Below are 19,123 nucleotides of genomic sequence, written 5' to 3'. Positions count from 1 at the left end.
CACAGGTGTCGACTCTCGGGGATCAGCAGATCTCGGGGTGCAGACACGCCCGCAGCAGGGAGGCCAGGTCGTTGGTGGTGCTGGCCAGGCGCGGGAACCAGATCGGGTGCTGGTGGGAGCCGATCGGGTCGACCCACTCCAGGGTGACGCCCCAGGCGGTGAGGTCGACCAGCTGGGCGCCGATGATCAGGTCGGGGTGGCAGGCGGTGAGGTCGGCGGCGGCCTGGCGCAGCTCGCGCTGGTGGGCGCTGCGGGCGTGCTCGGCGGTGCGCTGCAGGTAGCCGCGGTTGAGCAGGTGGGAGGGGGAGGTGAACTCCTCGACCGGGACCGTGGTGCGGCCCGAGGCGTCGTCGGCGAGGTCGACCCGGTCGAGCTCGAGCACGACCTGCTCCTGGGGGAGGTCGCAGCACTCGCAGACCTCGGTGCCGACCCGGCGCAGCGTGCCGCGCAGGATCAGGGCCTGCCAGGCCGGGGTCTGGCCGGGCTCGGCGGCCAGGCCGCTGATCATCGTGAGGGTGGCGCGCCGGCCCTCGCGGGCGGCGCGGGTGACGGTGCGGCCGGGTTCGCACAGGAAGCCCGGGGTGCCCTCGAGGTCGAGCAGGCCGAGTCGTTCGTCGTCGGCGACCGCGAGGTCGATGCCGTCGATGTCGAGCTCGACGTGGCGGGCGCAGGCCAGGATGCTGCGTGCGGTGGCGGCGGCCAGCGGGGGATTCAGGTCGGTGCTGCTCACGTCTCCTCCATCAAGTTAGGTAAGGCTAACCTAGGACAACGATCAAGGTTGTGCAACGAGGTTCCTGAAGTTCGTGTCTGGCGCGGTAGAGTTGGCACTCCTGGCAGGTGAGTGCCAGGGGACACGGACGGAGCGTCAGGGGGACCGATGCAGAATCAACGCCGCTTGGCCGTCCTGCGCGCGATCGTGGAGGACTACGTCACCACCGAGGTCCCGGTCGGATCGAAGTCGCTGGTGGAGCGCCACGGGCTCGGTGTCTCACCGGCCACGGTCCGCAACGACATGGCGTTCCTCGAGGACGAGGGCTACATCACCCAGCCGCACACCAGCGCCGGCCGGGTGCCCACCGACCGCGGCTACCGGCTCTTCGTCGACCGCCTCGACGGGGTCAAGCCGCTCAGCGGTGCCGAGCGCCGGGCGATCACCGACTTCATGACCGGTGCCGTCGACCTCGACGACGTCGTGCAGCGCTCGGTGCGCCTGCTCTCCCAGCTCACCCATCAGGTCGCGATCGTGCAGTACCCGACCCTGTCGCGCTCCACGGTGCGCCACATCGAGCTGATCGCCCTGGCGCCCCGGCGGGTGCTCGCGGTGCTGATCCTGTCCACCGGCCGGGTCGAGCAGCGTGTCGTCGAGTTCGCCGACGAGCTCGGCGACGAGGCTCTGGGGGCGCTGCGCACCCGGGTCAACGAGGTCGCCGACGGGGCGCTGATCGCCGAGGCCACCTCGGCCCTGCGCGCGGTCCCCGACGAGGTCTCCGCCGAGCACGCGATCGCGGCCAGCGTCCTGGTCGAGGCGCTCGTGGACGCGATGTCGGACCACCGTTCCGACGAGCGGATCGCGATCGCCGGCACCTCGAACCTGGCCCGCTACAGCGACTCCTTCGACTCCGCCGTACGCCCTCTGCTGGAGGCCCTGGAGGAGCATGTCGTCCTGCTCAAGCTGATGGGCGAGGCGACCGCGGGTGGCACCGTCACGGTGCGGATCGGAGCCGAGGGCTCCGTCGAGAAGCTCGCCTCCACCTCCGTGGTGACGACCGGCTACGGGCCGGCCGAGGAGTCCCTGGCCATGCTCGGCGTGGTCGGACCCACCCGGATGGACTATCCCGGAACGATGGCGGCGGTCCGTGCCGTCGCCAGCTACGTCTCACGCATCCTCGACGAGGCGTGAGCAAGAGAGAGATCACACCAGAGGTTATGGACCCATACGAACTGCTTGGCGTCTCCCGGGACGCGGACGACGCGGCCATCAAGAAGGCCTACCGCTCCCTGGCGCGCAAGTACCACCCCGACGTCAACCCGGACGAGGCCGCCCAGGAGAAGTTCAAGGAGATCTCGCACGCCTACGAGGTCCTGAGCGACCCCAACAAGCGTGCTGCCTACGACCGCACCGGTGACGTCGGCGGGATGGGTGGCTTCGGCGGTGCCGGTGCCGGCGCCGGGTTCTCCTTCACCGACATCATGGACGCCTTCTTCGGCGGCCAGGGTGGCATGGGCGGCTCGGGACAGGGTCGTGGTCCCCGTTCGCGGGTACGTCGTGGGCAGGACGCCTTGATCGGCCTCGACATCACCCTGGCCGAGGCCGCCTTCGGCGCCCAGCACGAGATGACCCTCGACACCGCCGTGATGTGCGAGACCTGCCACGGCGAGGGCGCGGCCCCCGGCTCGAAGCCGGTCACCTGCGAGACCTGTCACGGTGCCGGCGAGGTCGCCCACGTGCAGCGCAGCTTCCTCGGTGAGATCCGCACGCTGCGCCCGTGTGCGGCCTGCCGCGGCTTCGGCACCACCATCCCGGACCCGTGCCGCGACTGCGCCGGCGACGGCCGGGTGCGCACCCGCCGCACGATCACGATCAAGGTGCCCGCCGGTGTCGACAACGGCACCCGGCTCCAGCTCACCGGCCAGGGCGAGGTCGGCCCCGGTGGTGGCCCCGCCGGTGACCTGTATGTCGAGCTGCGCGTGGCCCAGCACGAGGTCTTCTCCCGGGCCGGCTCCGAGCTGCACTGCACCGTCACCATCCCGATGACGGCCGCCGCGCTCGGCACCGTGCTCACCCTGCCGACCCTGGAGGCCGACCTGGTCACCGAGGACGCCGACAAGGCCGAGATCGCCGAGCTGCAGACCTCCTTCGAGTTCGAGGTCCGCCCGGGCACCCAGCCCGGTGCCTCCCAGGTGCTGCGCGGTCTGGGTGTGCCCGGCCTGCACGGCCGCGGCCGGGGCGACCTCGTCGTCACGGTCAGCGTGGAGACCCCGACGGGCCTGGACCAGGAGCAGATCGAGCTGCTCAAGCAGCTGGCCAAGACCCGCGACGAGGAGTTCCCCGCCGGCAACCTCAAGGCCGCCAAGCAGGGCATGTTCGGTCGGCTCCGCGACGCCTTCGGGCAGCACTGAGCCGGGTCGAGATGTCGCTCCCGGTCCACCTGGTCGACTCCCTGGCCGAGACCGCCGTCGGTGACCTCGTCACCGTCGACGGCGACGAGGGGCATCACGCCGTCGCTGTACGCCGGCTCAAGGTCGGCGAGCAGGTCGTGCTCACCGACGGCCACGGCGTCTCGGTGACCGGCGAGATCGCCGAGACCAGCAAGCGGGCGATGCAGGTGCGGGCGCTCGACGTCACGCACGCGGCACCGCTGCAGCCGGAGTTCACGGTGGTGCAGGCGCTGCCCAAGGGCGAGCGCGGCGAGCTCGCCGTCGAGGTGATGACCGAGATCGGCGTCTCCACGGTGGTGCCGTGGGCGGCGACCCGCTCGATCGTCAGCTGGAAGGGCGAGCGCGGCCTCAAGCCGCTGGCGCGCTGGCGTTCGAGCGCCCGCGAGGCCGGCAAGCAGTCGCGACGCTCCTGGTTCCCGGTGGTGACCGACCTGGCGCAGACCGCCGAGGTGGTGGAGCGGATCAAGGCCGCCGACGCGGCGATCCTGCTGTGGGAGTCGGCCACCCGGCCGATGAGCGAGCTGACCCTGCCCGCGACGGGGGAGATCCTGCTCCTGATCGGGCCCGAGGGCAGCTTCACTCCCGAGGAGATCGAGGCCTTCGAGGGAGCCGGTGCGGTGAGCGTCAAGATGGGTGCCGAGGTGCTGCGCACCTCGACGGCCGGACTGGCCGCCACCGCGGCGCTGCTCTCGCGTACGCCGCGGTGGGGCTGAGCCCCGCGCGAGGGACGGCTCAGCTCACCGCGAGGGTGACGGTGATCGCCTGCGGGGCCTTGCTGGACTCGCCGTCGGACTCCTCGTCCACGGCGACGGTGAAGCTGTAGGTGCCCGGCGCCAGGGTCTTGATGTCGACGGTGCCGTTGTACGGGTAGAGCTTGTCCATCCACCCGTCGGCGGTGAAGGCACCCTGGTCGACGACCTTGCCGGCGCTGTTCTTGATCGTCCACGGGACGTTGGCCTCGGGCGAGTTCGCGGTGCCGTGTACGTCGAAGGAGCCGGAGACGGCCTGGCCGTCGGTGGGCGCGGTGAGGGTGATCAGGTCCAGCGCGGTGACAGGCGTCGAGGCGGACCCGGCCGGCGTGGTCGGGGCGGTCGGCGCGGTGGTGCTGGGCGCCTGGGTCGGCGTCGGCGTGGGGGTGACGCTGGCCGAGGTCGACTCCGAGGAGACCGGGTCGGCGGCGGTCGAGGAGTCGCTGCCACAGCCGGCGAGCAGGCTCAGGGCTGCCACCCCGGCGACGGCGGCCATCGCGGCACGGGTGACCTGGGTAGCGTCGAGGGCCTGCTGACGGCGAGGGGTGCTGTTGCGCATGGGACCAGTGTGACAGCATCTGCTGCTATGGCCACGGATGAGAGCTGCCTGTTTTGCAAGATCGTCGCGGGGGAGATCCCGAGCGAGTTCATCTACAGCGACGACCGGATCGTCGCCTTCCGCGACATCGCGCCGAAGGCGCCGGTGCACGTCCTGGTGGTGCCGCGCGACCACCAGCCCAACGCTGCCGCGACCGTGGCGAGCGACCCGACCCTGGTCGGTGAGCTGATCGCCGTGGCCGACTCGATCAGCCGGCGCAGCGGCCATCCGGCGTACAACCTGCTCTTCAACACCGGTGCTGAGGCGGGCCAGACCATCTTCCACACCCACCTGCATCTGCTGGCCGGAGGGAAACTGACCGAGCTGCCGGTCTGAGGCCGCGTAGAATGGCTGCACCATGAGTCAGACCGCGCAGCCAGACAACGTCGCTCCGCGACCCGTCCCGACGGCCAAGCACACCGTCGTCGTCCCCTCCAGCGTCGACATGGTGAGCGTGCTCGGTCCTGCCGACGAGTTCCTCGACCTGATCGAGTCGCGTTTCGACGCCGACGTGCACGTGCGGGGCAACCGGATCACGCTGCACGGACCCACGCCCGACCTGGCGCTGATCGAGCGGGTGCTCGAGGAGATGGTGACGCTGGTGCGCACCGGCCAGGGCCTCAGCGGCGAGTCCGTCGAGCGGATCATCTCGATGCTCCAGGCCGACGCCGCGCAGAAGCCCGCCGACGTGCTCAGTGCCAACATCCTGAGCAACCGCGGCCGCTCGATCCGGCCCAAGACCCTCAACCAGAAGCGGTACGTCGACGCGATCGACGAGAACACCATCACCTTCGGTCTCGGGCCGGCCGGCACCGGCAAGACCTACCTGGCGATGGCCAAGGCGGTCCAGGCCCTGCAGGGCAAGGAGATCAACCGGATCATCCTGACCCGCCCCGCCGTCGAGTCCGGGGAGAAGCTCGGCTTCCTGCCCGGCACCCTGACCGAGAAGATCGACCCGTACATGCGCCCGCTCTACGACGCGCTGCACGACATGCTCGACCCCGACCTGATCCCGAAGCTGATGGCGGCCGGGACGATCGAGATCGCGCCGCTAGCATATATGCGGGGTAGGACGCTTAATGATGCGTTCATCGTGCTCGACGAGGCGCAGAACACCACGCCCGAGCAGATGAAGATGTTCCTCACCCGGCTCGGGTTCGGGTCGAAGATCGTCGTCACCGGCGACACCACCCAGACCGACCTGCCGCGTGGGCAGGCCTCGGGGCTGCGGGTGGTGGAGTCCATCCTCGACGGGGTCAAGGACATCAGCTTCAACAAGCTCACCAGCAACGACGTCGTACGCCATCACCTGGTCGGCAAGATCGTGGCCGCCTACGACGTGTACGACGCCGAGCGCGAGGCCGCGACCGAGCGGCGCGCCCAGCAGCACCAGCACTCCCAGCAGAACGAGAAGGAACACCCGTGAGCATCGAGATCCTCAACGAGGCGGACGCCGCCGCAGCCGAGCTCGACGAGGAGCACCTCGCCGTCCTGGCGCGCTTCGTGATGGACCGGATGCGGGTGCACCCCGCCGCCGAGCTGTGCATCAAGCTCGTCGACGAGCCGACCATCGCCACCCTCAACGCGCAGTGGATGGGCAAGGAGGGGCCGACCGACGTGCTCGCCTTCCCGATGGACGAGCTGCGTCCCGGCCTGCTGGACGAGGAGCCCGAGGAGGGTGTCCTCGGTGACCTGATGCTGGCGCCGGGGATCGCCGCGAAGCAGGGCGAGGCCGCCGGTCACGGCACCGTGGCCGAGGTCGAGCTGCTGGTCACGCACGGCATCCTGCACCTGCTCGGCTACGACCACGCCGAGCCCGAGGAGAAGACCGAGATGTTCACCCTCCAGGCCGAGCTCCTGGCGGCCTTCGGGTCGAAGGCGACCCCGCCCTCGCCGGCGTGGGACACGCCGTCCACGCACTGATCCCCGCGATGCCTGGTCTCTGGGTCGTCCTCGCCGTCGTCCTGCTGGTCGTCTGCGCGGGCGTCTTCTCCGCCGCCGAGGCGGCCCTGGTGGGGTTCTCCCCGGCCCGCGCCGAGGAGCTCGCCGAGGAGCGTCGTCCGGGTGCCAAGCGCCTGGTCGCCTTCGCCTCGGAGCCGGGGCAGGTGCTCAACACCGCGATCCTGCTGCGCCTGCTCTCGGAGATGGCCGCCACCATCCTGGTCGCCCTGGAGGTCCACGACCTCTACGACGGCCGCTGGTGGCCCACCCTGTTCACCTCGCTCGGGATCATGCTGGTGGTCTCGTTCGTGCTGATCGGGGTCGGGCCCCGCACGCTCGGACGACAGCACCACGAGCGGGTCGCCCTGGTCGCGGTGGTGCCGCTGACGGCGATCACCGCGGTGCTCGGCCCGATCCCGCGGTTGCTGATCCTGGTGGGCAACGCGATCACGCCGGGACGCGGCTTTCGCGAGGGCCCGTTCAACACCGAGACCGAGCTGCGCGAGATGGTCGACCTGGCTGAGGCGTCGTCCCTGATCGAGGGCGACGAGCGGCGGATGATCCACTCCGTCTTCGAGCTCGGCGACACCACCGCACGGGCCGTGATGGTGCCGCGCGGTGAGGTGATCTTCATCGAGCGGCACAAGAACCTGCGCCAGTCGATGTCGCTGTTCCTGCGCAGCGGCTTCTCCCGGATCCCGGTGGTGGACGAGAACCTGGACAACATCGTCGGGATCGCCTACCTCAAGGACGTCGTCCGACGTGACTTCGAGGCCCCCGACGCCGAGACCACGCAGCGGATCGACACCGTGATGCGCACGCCGGTGTGGGTGCCGGAGTCCAAGCCGGTCGATGACCTGCTGCGCGAGATGCAGGCCCGGCGCCAGCACATCGGCATCGTCATCGACGAGTACGGCGGCACCGCCGGCCTGATCACGATCGAGGACGTCCTGGAGGAGATCGTCGGGGAGATCACCGACGAGTACGACGCCAGCGACGACTCGCCCACCGTCCTGCCCGGCGGTGCCGTCCGGGTGCCGGCCCGCTACCAGCTGGCCGACCTCGACGAGCTCGACAGCCTCGGCGGGGTCAGGATCGAGGACGAGGACGTCGACTCGGTCCGCGGCCTGATGGCCAAGCACCTCGGCCTGGTCCCGATCCCCGGATCGGTGGTCGAGGTCGACGGACTACGGTTCACCGCTGAGGAGACCGCCGGGCGCCGCAACCAGATCGGCACCGTGCTGATCGAGCCCCTCCCCGACACCAAGGAAGACCACGATGACTGAGACCCCCGCCACCGAGCTGAGCGCCGAGGACCGCAAGCTCGTCACCCTCGCGCGCGCCACCCGGGCACGGACGCAGGCGGCCGAGGGTGCCGCCGTACGGGATCTGGACGGGCGCACCTACGCAGCGGCGACCGTGGATCTGCCGAGCCTGCAGATCTCGGCCGTCGGGGTCTGCATCGCGATGGCGGTCGCCTCCGGATCGAAGGGTCTCGACGCTGTCGTGCTGCTCACCGACACCGGTCTGGCCGAGGCCGACAGTGCCGCGCTGGGCGACTTCGGCGCCCGTCAGGTGCTGGTGAACCCCGGCCGCTGACCTCGTGTGAGGGCGCATCCTCTCATTGACGCTCGATGCAAAATTCCTGACCCCCATGACACCGTCGCGCAACCTCGGGGGAGTAGCGTGCTGGGGTGACCTGGGAAGAGCACCAGGAGGCGGTCGCACGACTGCGAGCCTCCTACGACGCCATCGGGACAGGGCAGCCCGTCCGGTTGGCGAAGAAGACCACGAACCTCTTTCGGGCCCGCGCGGCCACCACGGCCCCGGGCCTCGACGTCAGCGGGCTCAACGGTGTGATCGCCGTCGACCCGGTGGCGCAGACCGCCGACGTGCAGGGGATGTGCACCTACGAGGACCTCGTGGATGCCACCTTGGAGCACGGCCTGATCCCGTACGTCGTCCCGCAGCTGCGCACCATCACCCTCGGTGGCGCGGTGACCGGGCTCGGGATCGAGTCGACCAGCTTCCGCAACGGCCTGCCGCACGAGTCGGTGCTCGAGATGGACGTCTTCACCGGCGCCGGTGAGGTGATCACGGCGACGGCCGACAACGAGCACGCAGCCCTGTTCGAGACGTTCCCGAACTCCTACGGCTCGCTCGGCTACGCCACCCGGCTCAAGATCAAGCTGGAGAAGGTGCCGCCCTTCGTGGCGATGCGCTACGTCCGCTTCGACGACGCCGAGCTGATGACCAAGACGATCTCGGAGATCGCGGCCACCGGCGAGTACGACGCTCAGCGGGTGGACGGCCTCGACGGCGTCGCCTTCGCTCCGGGCGAGTACTACCTGTGCCTGGCCCGCTTCGTGGCCCCGAACGAGACCGGCTTCTCCCGGCCCGGCGACGTGGCCTCGGACTACGCCGGCCAGAAGGTCTTCTTCAAGTCCATCGCCGAGCGCGAGACCGACCTGCTGACGATCTACGACTACCTGTGGCGCTGGGACACCGACTGGTTCTGGTGCTCGGGGGCCTTCGGTGCGCAGAACCCGAAGATCCGTCGGTTCTGGCCGCGTCGGTACCGCCGCAGCGACGTGTACATGAAGCTGCTCGGCCTGGACCGCCGCTTCGGCATCGCCGACAAGCTCGACGACCGCGCCGGGCGTCCGCGCCGCGAGCGCGTCGTCCAGGACATCGAGGTGCCGGTCGCGAACCTGCCCGCGTTCCTGGACTGGTTCGACGCCGAGATCGGGATGCGCCCGGTCTGGCTCTGCCCGCTCAAGGCCACCCGGCCGTGGCGCTCCTACCCGCTGGCTCCCGGTGACGTCTACGTCAACGTGGGCTTCTGGGGCACCGTGCACGTGGGCGAGGACGCGCCCCACGCGCCGAAGAACCGCGCCATCGAGGCCAAGGTGCACGAGCTCGGCGGCCACAAGTCGCTCTACTCCGAGGCCTTCTACGACAAGGCCACCTTCGACGCGCTCTACAACGTCGCCAACCTCGACGCCGTCAAGGCGATCTACGACCCGAACAACAGGCTGACCAGCCTCTACGACAAGGCGGTGAAGTCGCGATGACCACCATTGCAAACACCATCAACGGATTCTTCGACGGCGGTCTGCCGATCAAGATCAACGCCTACGACGGCTCCGAGTCGGGCGACACCTCGTCGCCGTACGGGCTGCGCATCCTCAACCAGCGTGGCCTGCAGTACATCCTGACCGCGCCGGGCGACCTCGGTCTGGCCCGCGCCTACGTCAGCGGCGACATCGAGCTGATCGGCACCCACCCCGGCGACCCGTACCCGATCCTCAAGCTGATCGTCGGCTCCACCGACTTCGCCCGGCCCTCGGTGGGCGAGCTGACCCGGATCCTCAAGGACCTCGGTGCGGGCAGCTTCGTGCCGCCCAAGCCGCCGCCGCACGAGAACCTGCCTGCCTGGCGGCACAAGGTCGAGGGCCTGCGCAGCCTGACTCAGCTCGGTCGGCACAGCCAGAAGCGCGACGCCGAGGCGATCCACCACCACTACGACGTCTCCAACACGTTCTACGAGTACGTGCTGGGTGAGTCGATGGCCTACACCTGCGCCGTCTTCCCGCACGAGGACGCGACGCTGGAGGAGGCCCAGGCCGAGAAGTTCGACCTGATCTGCCGCAAGCTCGGCCTCAAGCCCGGGATGCGTCTGCTCGACGTCGGCTGCGGCTGGGGCTCGATGGTGCGTCACGCGGCCAAGCACTACGGCGTCAAGGCGCTCGGCGTGACGCTCTCGCGCGAGCAGGCCACCTGGGCGGCCGAGGCGATCAAGCGCGACGGTCTCGACGACCTCGCCGAGGTGCGCTTCTCCGACTACCGCGACGTCGCCGAGCGCGACTTCGACGCGATCAGCTCGATTGGCATGACCGAGCACATCGGGGTGAAGAACTACGAGACGTACTTCGGCTTCCTGCGCAGCCGGCTCAAGGACGACGGTCGTCTGCTGAACCACACCATCACCCGCAACGACAACACCAACAACGGGGGAGCGGGCGCGTTCATCGACCGCTACGTCTTCCCCGACGGTGAGCTCGCCGGGTCGGGCACCGTGGTCGCGGCCGGCGAGAACGCCGGCTTCGAGCTGCAGCACCACGAGAACTTCCGCCGCCACTACGCCAAGACGCTGACCGGGTGGAACCAGAACCTGGTCGACCACTGGGACGCCTGCGTCGCCGAGACCGACCTGGGCACGGCGAAGATCTGGGGTCTCTACATCGCCGGCTCGCGGGTCGGGTTCGAGCACAACGAGATCCAGCTGCACCACACGCTGTTCACCAAGACCGTCGGCGGGCAGACCAGCTACCCGATGCGTCACGACTTCGGCGTCTGAGCCTGCAAGTTCTGGGTCTGGGCCCTGACCTGCGAGACTGAGTCTCCATGAGTGTCAGGGCCCAGCACCACAGTGCGACGGTGGTACGTCGCGAGCACCTCTCCGAGCATCTGGTTCGGATCGTGCTCGATGTGCCGACCTTCGTGTCCACCCAGATCCCCGACGAGTGGGTCGGGTTGATCGTGCCGGGCCAGTTCCAGTCGCGCTACTACACCGTGCGCGCCCTGGAGGGCTCGCTGATGACGCTGGACATCGCCGTCCACGACGTCGGGCTGGTCACCGAGTGGACCCAGGCCGACCCCGAGTCCCTGGTCGGCCAGACCGTCACGGTGACCGACGCGAAGGGTTCCTTCGAGCTCCCCGCGGGTGCGCAGTGGCTGCTCCTGGTCGGCGACCTGACGGCGCTGCCGGCGATGGCGCGGATCCGGGAGACCCATCCCGAGCTGCCGATCCGGGTCTGGGCCGAGGTGCCCGACCCGCTGGCGTCCTACCTGCCCGCCGACGCCGACCACCCGGTGGAGTGGATGCCCGGTCACGGCGATCACCTCGCCGAGCTGGTCGAGTCCATCGCCTGGCCCGAGGGCGAGGGCTACTTCTGGATGGCGGGGGAGTCGGCGCAGATGCGCGCCATCCGCAAGCACCTGATGCGCGAGCGCAAGCTGCCCAGCAGCGCCTACGACGTGATGGGCTACTGGCGGGTCAGTGCCGGCCGGCAGCCGCGGGCCGTCGATCCCGGCCCGATCTACCGCGACGGCAAGGCCCAGGGGCTCTCCGACGAGCAGATCTGGGCGAACTACGACGCCGCGCAGCAGCGGCTGACCGAGCAGCAGACCGAGCAGCAGGCAGGAACAGAGCAGTGATGAGCGACAACGGCACCACCCCCGAGGGCCAGGGCAACGACGACTACGCAGGCGAGTTCGACGCCGCCTTCGCCAACCGCGGCGCGATCCCGGCACCCGCCCCGGCGCCGGCGGCGATGGCGAACCTGCGCCCGCACGAGCTCGGCCCGTTCAAGTCCGGCTTCGTCTCCTTCGTCGGCCGCCCCAACGCGGGCAAGTCGACGCTGACCAACGCCCTGGTCGGCTCCAAGGTCGTGATCACCTCCGACAAGCCGCAGACCACCCGGACCGTGGTGCGCGGCATCGTGCACCGCGAGGACGGCCAGCTGATCCTGGTCGACACCCCCGGCCTGCACCGCCCGCGCACGCTGCTGGGCGAGCGCCTCAACGACCTGGTCGAGGCCACCTGGACCGAGGTCGACGTCGTCGCGATGTGCTTCCCGGCCAACGAGAAGGTCGGCCCCGGCGACAAGCACATCGCCGGCAACCTGGCCAAGCTCAAGAAGGGGATCACGAAGGTCGCGGTGATCACCAAGACCGACCTGGCCTCCCCGGAGCGGATCGCCGAGCACCTGCTCGACGTCACCGCGCTGGGCGCCGAGCTCGACATCGACTGGGTCGAGATCATCCCGGTCTCCTCGGTTGCCGGGGACCAGATCGGGCTGCTGGCCGACCTGCTGATGGGGATGCTGCCCGAGGGCATGCCGCTCTACCCCGAGGGCGACCTCACCGACGCCCCCGAGGAGATCCTGATCGCGGAGTTCATCCGCGAGGCCGCCCTGGACGGCGTCCGCGACGAGCTCCCGCACTCCATCGCCGTCACGGTCGAGGAGATGGGCCTGCGCGAGGACCGCCCCGAGGACAAGCCGCTGATGGAGATCCACGCCAACCTCTACGTCGAGCGTGACTCCCAGAAGGGCATCCTGATCGGGCACAAGGGTTCCCGGCTCAAGGAGGTCGGCAAGCGCGCCCGCCTCCAGATCGCGGATTTCCTGGGCATGCCGGTCTTCCTGGACCTGCACATCAAGGTGGCCAAGGACTGGCAGCGCGACCCGCGCCAGCTCCGCAAGCTCGGCTTCTGACGCGTGAGCAACCCGGAACTCGGCGGTGGTGAACCCGGAACTCGGCGGTGGTGAACCCGGATCTCGGCGGTGGTGAACCCGGATCTCGCGCCGAGATCCGGGTTCACCACGCGCGAGATCCGGGTTACCCACCGAGCACGGCGGCCAGCGTCCCACCCAGCTCGTACGCCGACCCGCACGCCTCCTCGTCGACCTCGCCCAGACACTCCAGCACGGCCGCGCTCTGGCGCCACTGGAGTGCCCCGGTGATCGCGAGCACCGAGCCGACCGCTCCGGTGACGTCGTACCGACCGTGCACCCACAGACCGAAGGGGCGTCCGGCGGTGCTCGGGCCCCCGCCGGGGAGCGCCTCCAGTGACCCGCCCACGTCCAGGAAGGTCCGGTCGAAGAGCTCCTTGAGCGCCCCGCTCATGTAGCCGAAGTGCGCAGCGGTGCCGAGCAGGTAGCCGTCGGCGGCCAGCAGGTCCTCCGCGGTCGTCTCCAGCGGGTCGCGGACGACCACGTCGACCCCGGTGATCGCCTCGTCGGCGGTGCCCGCCACCACCGCGTCGGCCAGCCGGCGGAGCGTCGCGGTGGGCGTGTGATGGATCACCAGGAGCCGCATCGGGCCATCGAACCACACCCGTCGCAGGGGCCTCGACCCTCACCGCCTCACGCCGAGGGGCGGGCTCCGCGAGTGGGTTCGGATCGGGACCCCGGATTACCCTTGGTCCTCATGCGCCGCTTCTTCGTGCCCCTTCTCCTGCTGGTGGTGACCGCTCTCGTGGCGGCCTGCGGGGACGGTGTGCCGGACGGTGCCGACCCCAAGCAGGTCAAGGCCACCACGCCCCCCGAGACCTCGCTGTGCCGCAACCTGACCCGGGTCGCGATGACGCAGCCGAGCGACGCCACCCGGCTGGTCGACTGCAGTGAGCCGCACAACGCCGAGACCTACGCCTCCGGCGAGCTGCCCGACACGTTCGCCAAGGCCAGCTACCACGACGCCGCCCTGGACACCTGGGCCTACGGCGCCTGCAGCGACGCCCTCAAGCAGCACCTCGGTGCCAGCGACTCGGTGCTGATGCGCTCGCTCTTCACCTGGGTGTGGTTCCGGCCCTCGTCGAGTGCCTGGGACAAGGGCGCCCGCTGGTGGCGCTGCGACCTGCTCGCCGGAGGCGACAACGGCCAGCACTTCCTGGACCTGCCGACCAGCACCGTCAGCCTGCTCGGCGACTCCCAGGACGACCGCTGGATGGCGTGCGCCCGCGGCGAGGACGTCAACAGCGGCACCAAGGTCGGCTGCAACCAGACCCATGTGTGGCGTGCGGTGACCACGATCAAGGTCGGCGAGCCCGGCGACGCCTGGCCCGGGGTGGCCAAGATCGAGGCCAAGACCAAGCAGTACTGCGCCAGCAGCGTCGCGGCCTGGCTGAAGTACCCCTCGGACTACCACTACGGCTACACCTGGTTCGATCAGGCCGAGTGGAAGGCCGGCAACCGGCGCTCGGTCTGCTGGGCGAAGACGGACCAGTGAGGAGGCGGGCCGTGATCGGCGTACGTCGGGCAGTGATCACCGCAGTCGCGGCCGGCACCGTGCTGCTGGGCGGCTGTGGTGGCAGCGAGCCCGCAGCGACTCCGACGCCGACCCCGCCCGCCCACGCCAGCGCTGTCCCGAACCCGGCCGACCGGGCCTGCTACCGGCTCAGCTACGCCGACGCCGTCGCCCCGACGGCCCCCTCGGCCCAGGCCGTCGCCTCGACCGCGGTCTCGTGCGCGAAGGGGCACACCTCGGAGACGTTCTACGTCGGGGCGCTCTCCGACGTCGTCGACGGACACCTGGTCGCGGTGGACTCGACCCGGATCCAGCGGCAGAGTGCGCGGACGTGTCCGGCCAAGCTGTCGGCGTACCTCGGTGGGAGTGTGGAGGACCTCCGGCTCTCGATGCTGCGCGCGGTCTGGTTCACCCCGACCGTGGCCGACTCCGAGACCGGTGCGGCCTGGCTGCGCTGCGACGTGATCGCGGTCGCGGGCAAGGAGAAGCTCGCCACCGTCACCGGCTCGCTCAAGGGCAGCCTCGCCTCGGGGGCCGGTGCCGAGGCGATGTGCGGCACCGCCGCCCCGAGCGCGACCGGATTCGAGCGGGTGCCGTGCGCGCAGAAGCACACCTGGAAGGCGCTCAAGGTCGTCACCATCGCGGGGGAGAAGTATCCGGGCACCGACGCCGCCAAGGCCGCCGGGCAGACGATCTGCAAGAACGAGGGCAAGGCCGTGGCCAGCAACGCCCTGGACTACTCCTGGAGCTACGAGTGGCCCACTGCCGAGCAGTGGGACGCCGGTCAGACCTACGGGATCTGCTGGGCCCCGCAGGCCTGACTCAGGCCTGACTCAGTCCTCGGGCAGCCGGCGGCCGTTGACGGCGGTCGGGGTGACCTTGATCCAGAGCGGGCGCGGACCCGAGGCCCAGGTGTGCAGCGTCGCGGTGACGTCGTCGGGGACGCCGTCGGTGCCGTAGTGCACCTCGGCCACGCCACGGACCTGGACGCTCCAGCCGACCTGGGTCGAGGCGTCGAACTCGTCGACCAGGATCGCCAGCTGGTCGTCGTCGATCTCCTGGGAGATCGTCGAGTGTGCCGACGTGCGCAGCCACAGGGTGTGGTCGTGGACCACGTAGTTCAGCGGGAGGACCACCGGTCCGTCCGAGCCCGCCCAGGCCACCCTGCACACCGAGTGGGACGCCAGCAGGCCCCAACTCTCCTCCACGCTGATCTCGACCAGTTGCGCCATGAGCCCAGTCAACCAGCCCGCACCACGAGTGCGCGAGGGGCAGGCACGAGCAGCCTGAAGGTCTGCGCCGCGACGATCGCCCAGAGCGTGAGCAGCGCCACCATCAGCGCGACCGCGACGACCGTGAAGACCTCGAGGCCGGTGCTGTGCGCCAGGGCGGCCGACGCGGTCACGACGGTGCCGAGCGGGAAGGTGAACGACCACCACGACAGCGAGAAGGCCAGACCGAGGCGGGCGGCGTGGGCGGTCAGCGCGACAGCGATCGCGAGCCAGGCCAGGGCGCAGCCCCAGACCGGCAGGCCGTAGACCACTCCGAAGGCACGGAAGGCCGGGGCCAGGTCGGCGGTCGAGCCGACGGCGGGTGCGGAGTCGGCCAGGTGGCCGAAGGCGGTCACGGACTGGCCGAGGAAGCCGAGCGGGATCCACAGCAGCGGAGCGGCCATCGCCGGACCGGGGCCGTGGCGCAGCAGCTGGCCCCACAGGTGGGCGAACGTGACCAGGCAGGTCAGCACCGAGGCGCCGGCCAGGGCGTAGCTGCCCAGCAGCAGCGTCTCGCGGGCCTGGGTGTGGGCCAGGTGCGGGACCAGCAGGGCGCCGGTGCTGGCGCTGACCAGCGGGCCGACCAGGGGCAGCAGCCACGAGCCGACCGCTGGCGGGTGGTGCCCGCTGGCGTCGTCGTACTGGTGGCGGGTGATGGCGGTGACCGGCACCAGCACCGCGGTGCCCAGGGCGATCAGGGTGCCCAGCGCCCACAGCGCCCCGTTGACGGCGATCGCCAGGTGGAGGCCGAGGACGTGGCGCCCGGCGAGCAGCGTGGCGGCGCCGACGGAGAGGACCGCGATCCCGGGAGCGCCGAAGAAGTGGCCGAGCGTCGGGTCGGTGAGGTGGGCGCGGAACGAGCCGGGGACCCGACGCCGCGCGCTGAAGGCGACGGCCGTCACCACCACCAGCAGCACGGCCGAGAGCGCCCAGAAGCAGGTCGCGACGGCACTCAGCCCCGGTACGTCGATCGGCAGGCTGCACAGCGCTATCGCGATCATGCCGGTGCCCATCACCATCGAGAACCAGTGCGGACCGTAGCCCGGGCGGGAGCCGGTGGCGGCGGTGGCCGGGGGAGTCGGCGGACAGAGATCGGGGTGCAGCGTGCTCACTCGACTCATGGTGTCGCAGCCCTCCGGTGCCCGGTAGCGGGCTCGTGACTGTCGGGTCACAGGTTCAGCCTGTGGGCGGGATACGATGCCCGGGTGCTGCCCGATCTGGAGTCCCTCCGCCTGCTCGCCGACCTGTCCCGGCTGGGCAGCATCGGTGCGGCCGGACGTGCGGCGGGGATCAGCCAGCAGTCGGCCTCGGAGCGGATCCGGGCGATGGAGGCCCAGACCGGTGTCGTGCTCGTCCAGCGCGCCGCCCGTGGATCGACGTTGACCGAGGCCGGACGGCTGCTGGTCGGCTGGTCGGCGGACCTGCTGGCGCGCGCCGACGAGATCGAGGAGGCGCTCACCACGCTGCGCCACGAACGGCGCCGCGAGCTGCACGTGGCGGCCTCGATGACCACGGCGGAGTTCCTGCTGCCCGGCTGGCTGGTCCGACTGCGCCAGGCCAGCGACATCGCGATCGCGCTGCAGGCCAGCAACACCGAGGACGTGCTGCGGGCGGTGCGCTCGGGGACGGCGGCGATCGGCTTCATCGAGGGGCCCGCCGACCTCCAGGGGCTCTCCTCGACGGTGGTCGCCGCCGACGAGCTGGTCCTGGTGGCCGCTCCGGACGACGAGTGGGCGCGCCGTCGCCGTCCGCTGACCCCGCGGCTGGTCGCGGCCCGGCCGCTCACCAGCCGGGAGCAGGGCTCGGGCTGTCGGGCCGTGGTCGCCCAGGGGCTGGCCGCCCTCGGGATCCAGCAGGCCGCGCCCCAGGTCGAGCTGACCACCAACCCCGCGGTCGCCGCCGGGGTCAGGGCCGGGGGAGCCCCGGCGTTCCTCTCGCGCTGGGTGGTGCAGCGTGACCTCGACGTCGGCACGCTGGTGGAGGTGCCGGTCGCCGACCTCGACCTGGTCCGCGACCTGCGGGCGGTGTGGATCGGCGGCGCCCGTCCGCCGGCCGGCCCGCTGCGCGACCTGCTGGCGATCGCGCGACACACGGCCTCGACCTGAGACCCGGGTTCACGTTCCGTGGGGCACCGGAGTATGGTCGACCCATCATGAAGCGCAGCCTCCTTCTTAGCTGCCGCGGCGAGGTCTGAAAGCCGGACCCCCTCGTCGCGGAGTTCGTGCGTGCGCCCGGCGCCACCCAGACTCACAGCCAAGGCGAGAGACCATGACCAACCTGAGCAACACCGCGAACCAGCAGAAGACCTCTCCGATGCCGTTCGGCCGCTACACGGCCTTCGAGCCCGTCGACGTCCCGGACCGCACCTGGCCCGCTGCCAAGATCACGAAGGCGCCGCGCTGGCTCTCCACCGACCTGCGCGACGGCAACCAGGCCCTGATCGACCCGATGACCCCGGCCCGCAAGCTGAAGATGTTCTCGCTGCTGGTCCAGATGGGCTACAAGGAGATCGAGGTCGGCTTCCCGAGCGCGAGCCAGACCGACTTCGACTTCGTCAGGACCCTGATCGAGGACGGTCACATCCCCGACGACGTCCAGATCTCGGTGCTGACCCAGGCCCGCGAGGACCTGATCGAGCGGACCGCGGAGTCCCTGATCGGTGCCCCGCGCGCCACGATCCACATGTACAACGCCACCGCGGAGCTGTTCCGTCGGGTGGTCTTCAAGGTGAGCCCCGAGGAGTGCGTCGGAATCGCGGTGCGCGGCACCGAGATGGTGATGCGCTACGCCGAGAAGCACCTGGGCGACATCGTCGGCAGCGGCGACTTCGGCTACCAGTACAGCCCGGAGATCTTCACCCAGACCAACACCGACTTCGCCCTGGAGGTCTGCGAGGCGGTCTCGGACGTGTGGCAGCCCGAGGCGGGGCGCGAGATCATCCTCAACCTGCCCGCCACCGTCGAGATGTCGACGCCGAACACGTACGCCGACCAGATCGAGTACTTCAGCCGCGGCCTGACCCGGCGTGAGCACTCGGCGATCAGTCTGCACCCGCACAACGACCGCGGCACCGCGGTGGCCGCCACCGAGCTGGGCCTGATGGCCGGCGCGGACCGGGTCGAGGGCTGCCTGTTCGGCCACGGCGAGCGCACGGGCAACGTCGACCTGGTCACCCTGGGCATGAACCTGTTCAGCCAGGGCATCGACCCGCAGATCGACTTCGCCGTCGGCGGCGGGATCGACGAGATCCGCCGCACCGTCGAGTACGTCACCAACATCCCCGTGCACGCCCGGCACCCCTACGCCGGCGACCTGGTCTACACCGCCTTCTCCGGCTCCCACCAGGACGCCATCAAGAAGGGGTTCGAGGCGCTGGAGGCCGAGGCGGCCGGCGCGGGCGTCCCGTTCGCCGAGTACCCCTGGGCCGTGCCGTACCTGGCCATCGACCCGCACGACGTGGGCCGCAGCTACGAGGCGGTCATCCGGGTCAACTCGCAGTCCGGCAAGGGCGGGGTTGCCTACGTGATGAAGGCCGAGCATCAGCTGGACCTGCCCCGCCGTCTGCAGATCGAGTTCTCCCGGGTGATCCAGGG

21 protein-coding genes are annotated in these 19,123 nt (G+C 70.4%); 16 read left to right on the top strand and 5 right to left on the bottom strand.

Annotation, left to right across the window (positions count from 1 at the left end):
- Nucleotides 1-22: 22 nt before the first annotated feature.
- Nucleotides 23-730: a hypothetical protein gene (locus tag Q1V88_RS01910; protein ID WP_300677145.1), complete on the bottom strand. Its 708-nt coding sequence runs from the start codon at nucleotides 728-730 to the stop codon at nucleotides 23-25.
- A 147-nt stretch (nucleotides 731-877) separates the two neighbouring features.
- Here Q1V88_RS01910 and hrcA point away from each other — a divergent pair, with 147 nt between their 5' ends.
- Genes hrcA through Q1V88_RS01895 form a run of 3 tightly spaced genes read left to right on the top strand, consistent with a single transcriptional unit; the run spans nucleotide 878 to nucleotide 3,872 of the window.
- The gene (gene hrcA, locus Q1V88_RS01905; protein ID WP_300677142.1) at nucleotides 878-1,900 is read left to right on the top strand and encodes a heat-inducible transcriptional repressor HrcA; all 1,023 of its coding nucleotides are present in this window, start codon (nucleotides 878-880) and stop codon (nucleotides 1,898-1,900) included.
- Nucleotides 1,901-1,926: 26 nt separating this feature from the next.
- A complete protein-coding gene (gene dnaJ, locus Q1V88_RS01900; protein ID WP_300677141.1) occupies nucleotides 1,927-3,120 on the top strand; it encodes a molecular chaperone DnaJ in 1,194 nt (397 codons plus the stop codon).
- 11 nt (nucleotides 3,121-3,131) lie between these two features.
- A complete protein-coding gene (locus Q1V88_RS01895) occupies nucleotides 3,132-3,872 on the top strand; it encodes a 16S rRNA (uracil(1498)-N(3))-methyltransferase (protein WP_300677139.1) in 741 nt (246 codons plus the stop codon).
- Between the two features lie 19 nt (nucleotides 3,873-3,891).
- Here the strand turns inward: Q1V88_RS01895 and Q1V88_RS01890 are convergent, their stop codons facing one another.
- Nucleotides 3,892-4,467, bottom strand: coding sequence for a Gmad2 immunoglobulin-like domain-containing protein (locus Q1V88_RS01890; RefSeq protein WP_300677136.1), 576 nt, complete (start codon nucleotides 4,465-4,467; stop codon nucleotides 3,892-3,894).
- A gap of 27 nt (nucleotides 4,468-4,494) precedes the next feature.
- Between Q1V88_RS01890 and Q1V88_RS01885 the strand changes: the two genes are divergently transcribed.
- The 9 genes from Q1V88_RS01885 (at nucleotide 4,495) to era (ending at nucleotide 12,728) form a co-directional block, all read left to right on the top strand.
- Nucleotides 4,495-4,842, top strand: coding sequence for a histidine triad nucleotide-binding protein (locus tag Q1V88_RS01885; RefSeq protein WP_300677132.1), 348 nt, complete (start codon nucleotides 4,495-4,497; stop codon nucleotides 4,840-4,842).
- Nucleotides 4,843-4,864: 22 nt separating this feature from the next.
- Nucleotides 4,865-5,932, top strand: coding sequence for a PhoH family protein (locus Q1V88_RS01880; RefSeq protein WP_300677130.1), 1,068 nt, complete (start codon nucleotides 4,865-4,867; stop codon nucleotides 5,930-5,932).
- Nucleotides 5,929-6,429, top strand: a complete 501-nt coding sequence (ybeY, locus tag Q1V88_RS01875) for an rRNA maturation RNase YbeY (protein WP_300677127.1) — start codon at nucleotides 5,929-5,931, stop codon at nucleotides 6,427-6,429. The genes Q1V88_RS01880 and ybeY overlap by 4 nt, the downstream gene beginning before the upstream one ends.
- An 8-nt stretch (nucleotides 6,430-6,437) precedes the next feature.
- A complete protein-coding gene (locus Q1V88_RS01870; protein WP_300677125.1) occupies nucleotides 6,438-7,733 on the top strand; it encodes a hemolysin family protein in 1,296 nt (431 codons plus the stop codon).
- Nucleotides 7,726-8,046 (top strand): cytidine deaminase, encoded by a 321-nt coding sequence (locus tag Q1V88_RS01865; RefSeq protein WP_300677123.1) that lies wholly within the window; start codon nucleotides 7,726-7,728, stop codon nucleotides 8,044-8,046. Before Q1V88_RS01870 ends, Q1V88_RS01865 begins: the two co-directional genes overlap by 8 nt.
- 95 nt (nucleotides 8,047-8,141) lie before the next feature.
- Nucleotides 8,142-9,521 carry an FAD-binding oxidoreductase gene (locus tag Q1V88_RS01860; RefSeq protein WP_300677122.1) on the top strand — a complete coding sequence of 460 codons (1,380 nt, stop codon included), beginning with the start codon at nucleotides 8,142-8,144 and terminating at the stop codon, nucleotides 9,519-9,521.
- Nucleotides 9,518-10,807, top strand: a complete 1,290-nt coding sequence (locus Q1V88_RS01855) for a class I SAM-dependent methyltransferase (protein ID WP_300677120.1) — start codon at nucleotides 9,518-9,520, stop codon at nucleotides 10,805-10,807. The genes Q1V88_RS01860 and Q1V88_RS01855 overlap by 4 nt, the downstream gene beginning before the upstream one ends.
- A 47-nt stretch (nucleotides 10,808-10,854) precedes the next feature.
- Nucleotides 10,855-11,667 carry a siderophore-interacting protein gene (locus Q1V88_RS01850; RefSeq protein ID WP_300677118.1) on the top strand — a complete coding sequence of 271 codons (813 nt, stop codon included), beginning with the start codon at nucleotides 10,855-10,857 and terminating at the stop codon, nucleotides 11,665-11,667.
- Nucleotides 11,668-11,783: 116 nt separating this feature from the next.
- A complete protein-coding gene (gene era, locus Q1V88_RS01845) occupies nucleotides 11,784-12,728 on the top strand; it encodes a GTPase Era (protein ID WP_300677195.1) in 945 nt (314 codons plus the stop codon).
- A 124-nt stretch (nucleotides 12,729-12,852) separates the two neighbouring features.
- Here era and Q1V88_RS01840 read toward each other — a convergent pair whose 3' ends face one another.
- Nucleotides 12,853-13,332, bottom strand: a complete 480-nt coding sequence (locus tag Q1V88_RS01840) for an NAD(P)H-dependent oxidoreductase (RefSeq protein ID WP_300677115.1) — start codon at nucleotides 13,330-13,332, stop codon at nucleotides 12,853-12,855.
- A 111-nt stretch (nucleotides 13,333-13,443) separates the two neighbouring features.
- On the opposite strand from Q1V88_RS01840, the gene Q1V88_RS01835 reads away from it, so the two are divergent.
- Both Q1V88_RS01835 and Q1V88_RS01830 read left to right on the top strand, forming a co-directional pair.
- Nucleotides 13,444-14,241: a septum formation family protein gene (locus Q1V88_RS01835; protein ID WP_300677113.1), complete on the top strand. Its 798-nt coding sequence runs from the start codon at nucleotides 13,444-13,446 to the stop codon at nucleotides 14,239-14,241.
- 11 nt (nucleotides 14,242-14,252) lie between these two features.
- Nucleotides 14,253-15,080 carry a septum formation family protein gene (locus tag Q1V88_RS01830; RefSeq protein WP_300677110.1) on the top strand — a complete coding sequence of 276 codons (828 nt, stop codon included), beginning with the start codon at nucleotides 14,253-14,255 and terminating at the stop codon, nucleotides 15,078-15,080.
- Nucleotides 15,081-15,092: 12 nt separating this feature from the next.
- On the opposite strand, the gene Q1V88_RS01825 is transcribed toward Q1V88_RS01830, so the two are convergent.
- Nucleotides 15,093-15,491: a pyridoxamine 5'-phosphate oxidase family protein gene (locus Q1V88_RS01825; RefSeq protein WP_300677108.1), complete on the bottom strand. Its 399-nt coding sequence runs from the start codon at nucleotides 15,489-15,491 to the stop codon at nucleotides 15,093-15,095.
- 8 nt (nucleotides 15,492-15,499) lie between these two features.
- A complete protein-coding gene (locus Q1V88_RS01820; protein WP_300677106.1) occupies nucleotides 15,500-16,642 on the bottom strand; it encodes a TDT family transporter in 1,143 nt (380 codons plus the stop codon).
- Between the two features lie 93 nt (nucleotides 16,643-16,735).
- On the opposite strand from Q1V88_RS01820, the gene Q1V88_RS01815 reads away from it, so the two are divergent.
- Together Q1V88_RS01815 and Q1V88_RS01810 are read left to right on the top strand one after the other, a co-directional pair.
- Nucleotides 16,736-17,635 carry a LysR family transcriptional regulator gene (locus Q1V88_RS01815; RefSeq protein WP_300677105.1) on the top strand — a complete coding sequence of 300 codons (900 nt, stop codon included), beginning with the start codon at nucleotides 16,736-16,738 and terminating at the stop codon, nucleotides 17,633-17,635.
- 163 nt (nucleotides 17,636-17,798) lie between these two features.
- A partial coding sequence (locus Q1V88_RS01810; protein ID WP_300677102.1) for a 2-isopropylmalate synthase occupies nucleotides 17,799-19,123 on the top strand: 1,325 nt, incomplete at its 3' end.

Origin of the sequence: Nocardioides sp. (genome assembly GCF_030150155.1) — a bacterium.
In the GTDB taxonomy this organism is placed as follows: domain Bacteria; phylum Actinomycetota; class Actinomycetes; order Propionibacteriales; family Nocardioidaceae; genus Nocardioides.
This window is presented reverse-complemented; position numbering and strand designations above follow the sequence as displayed.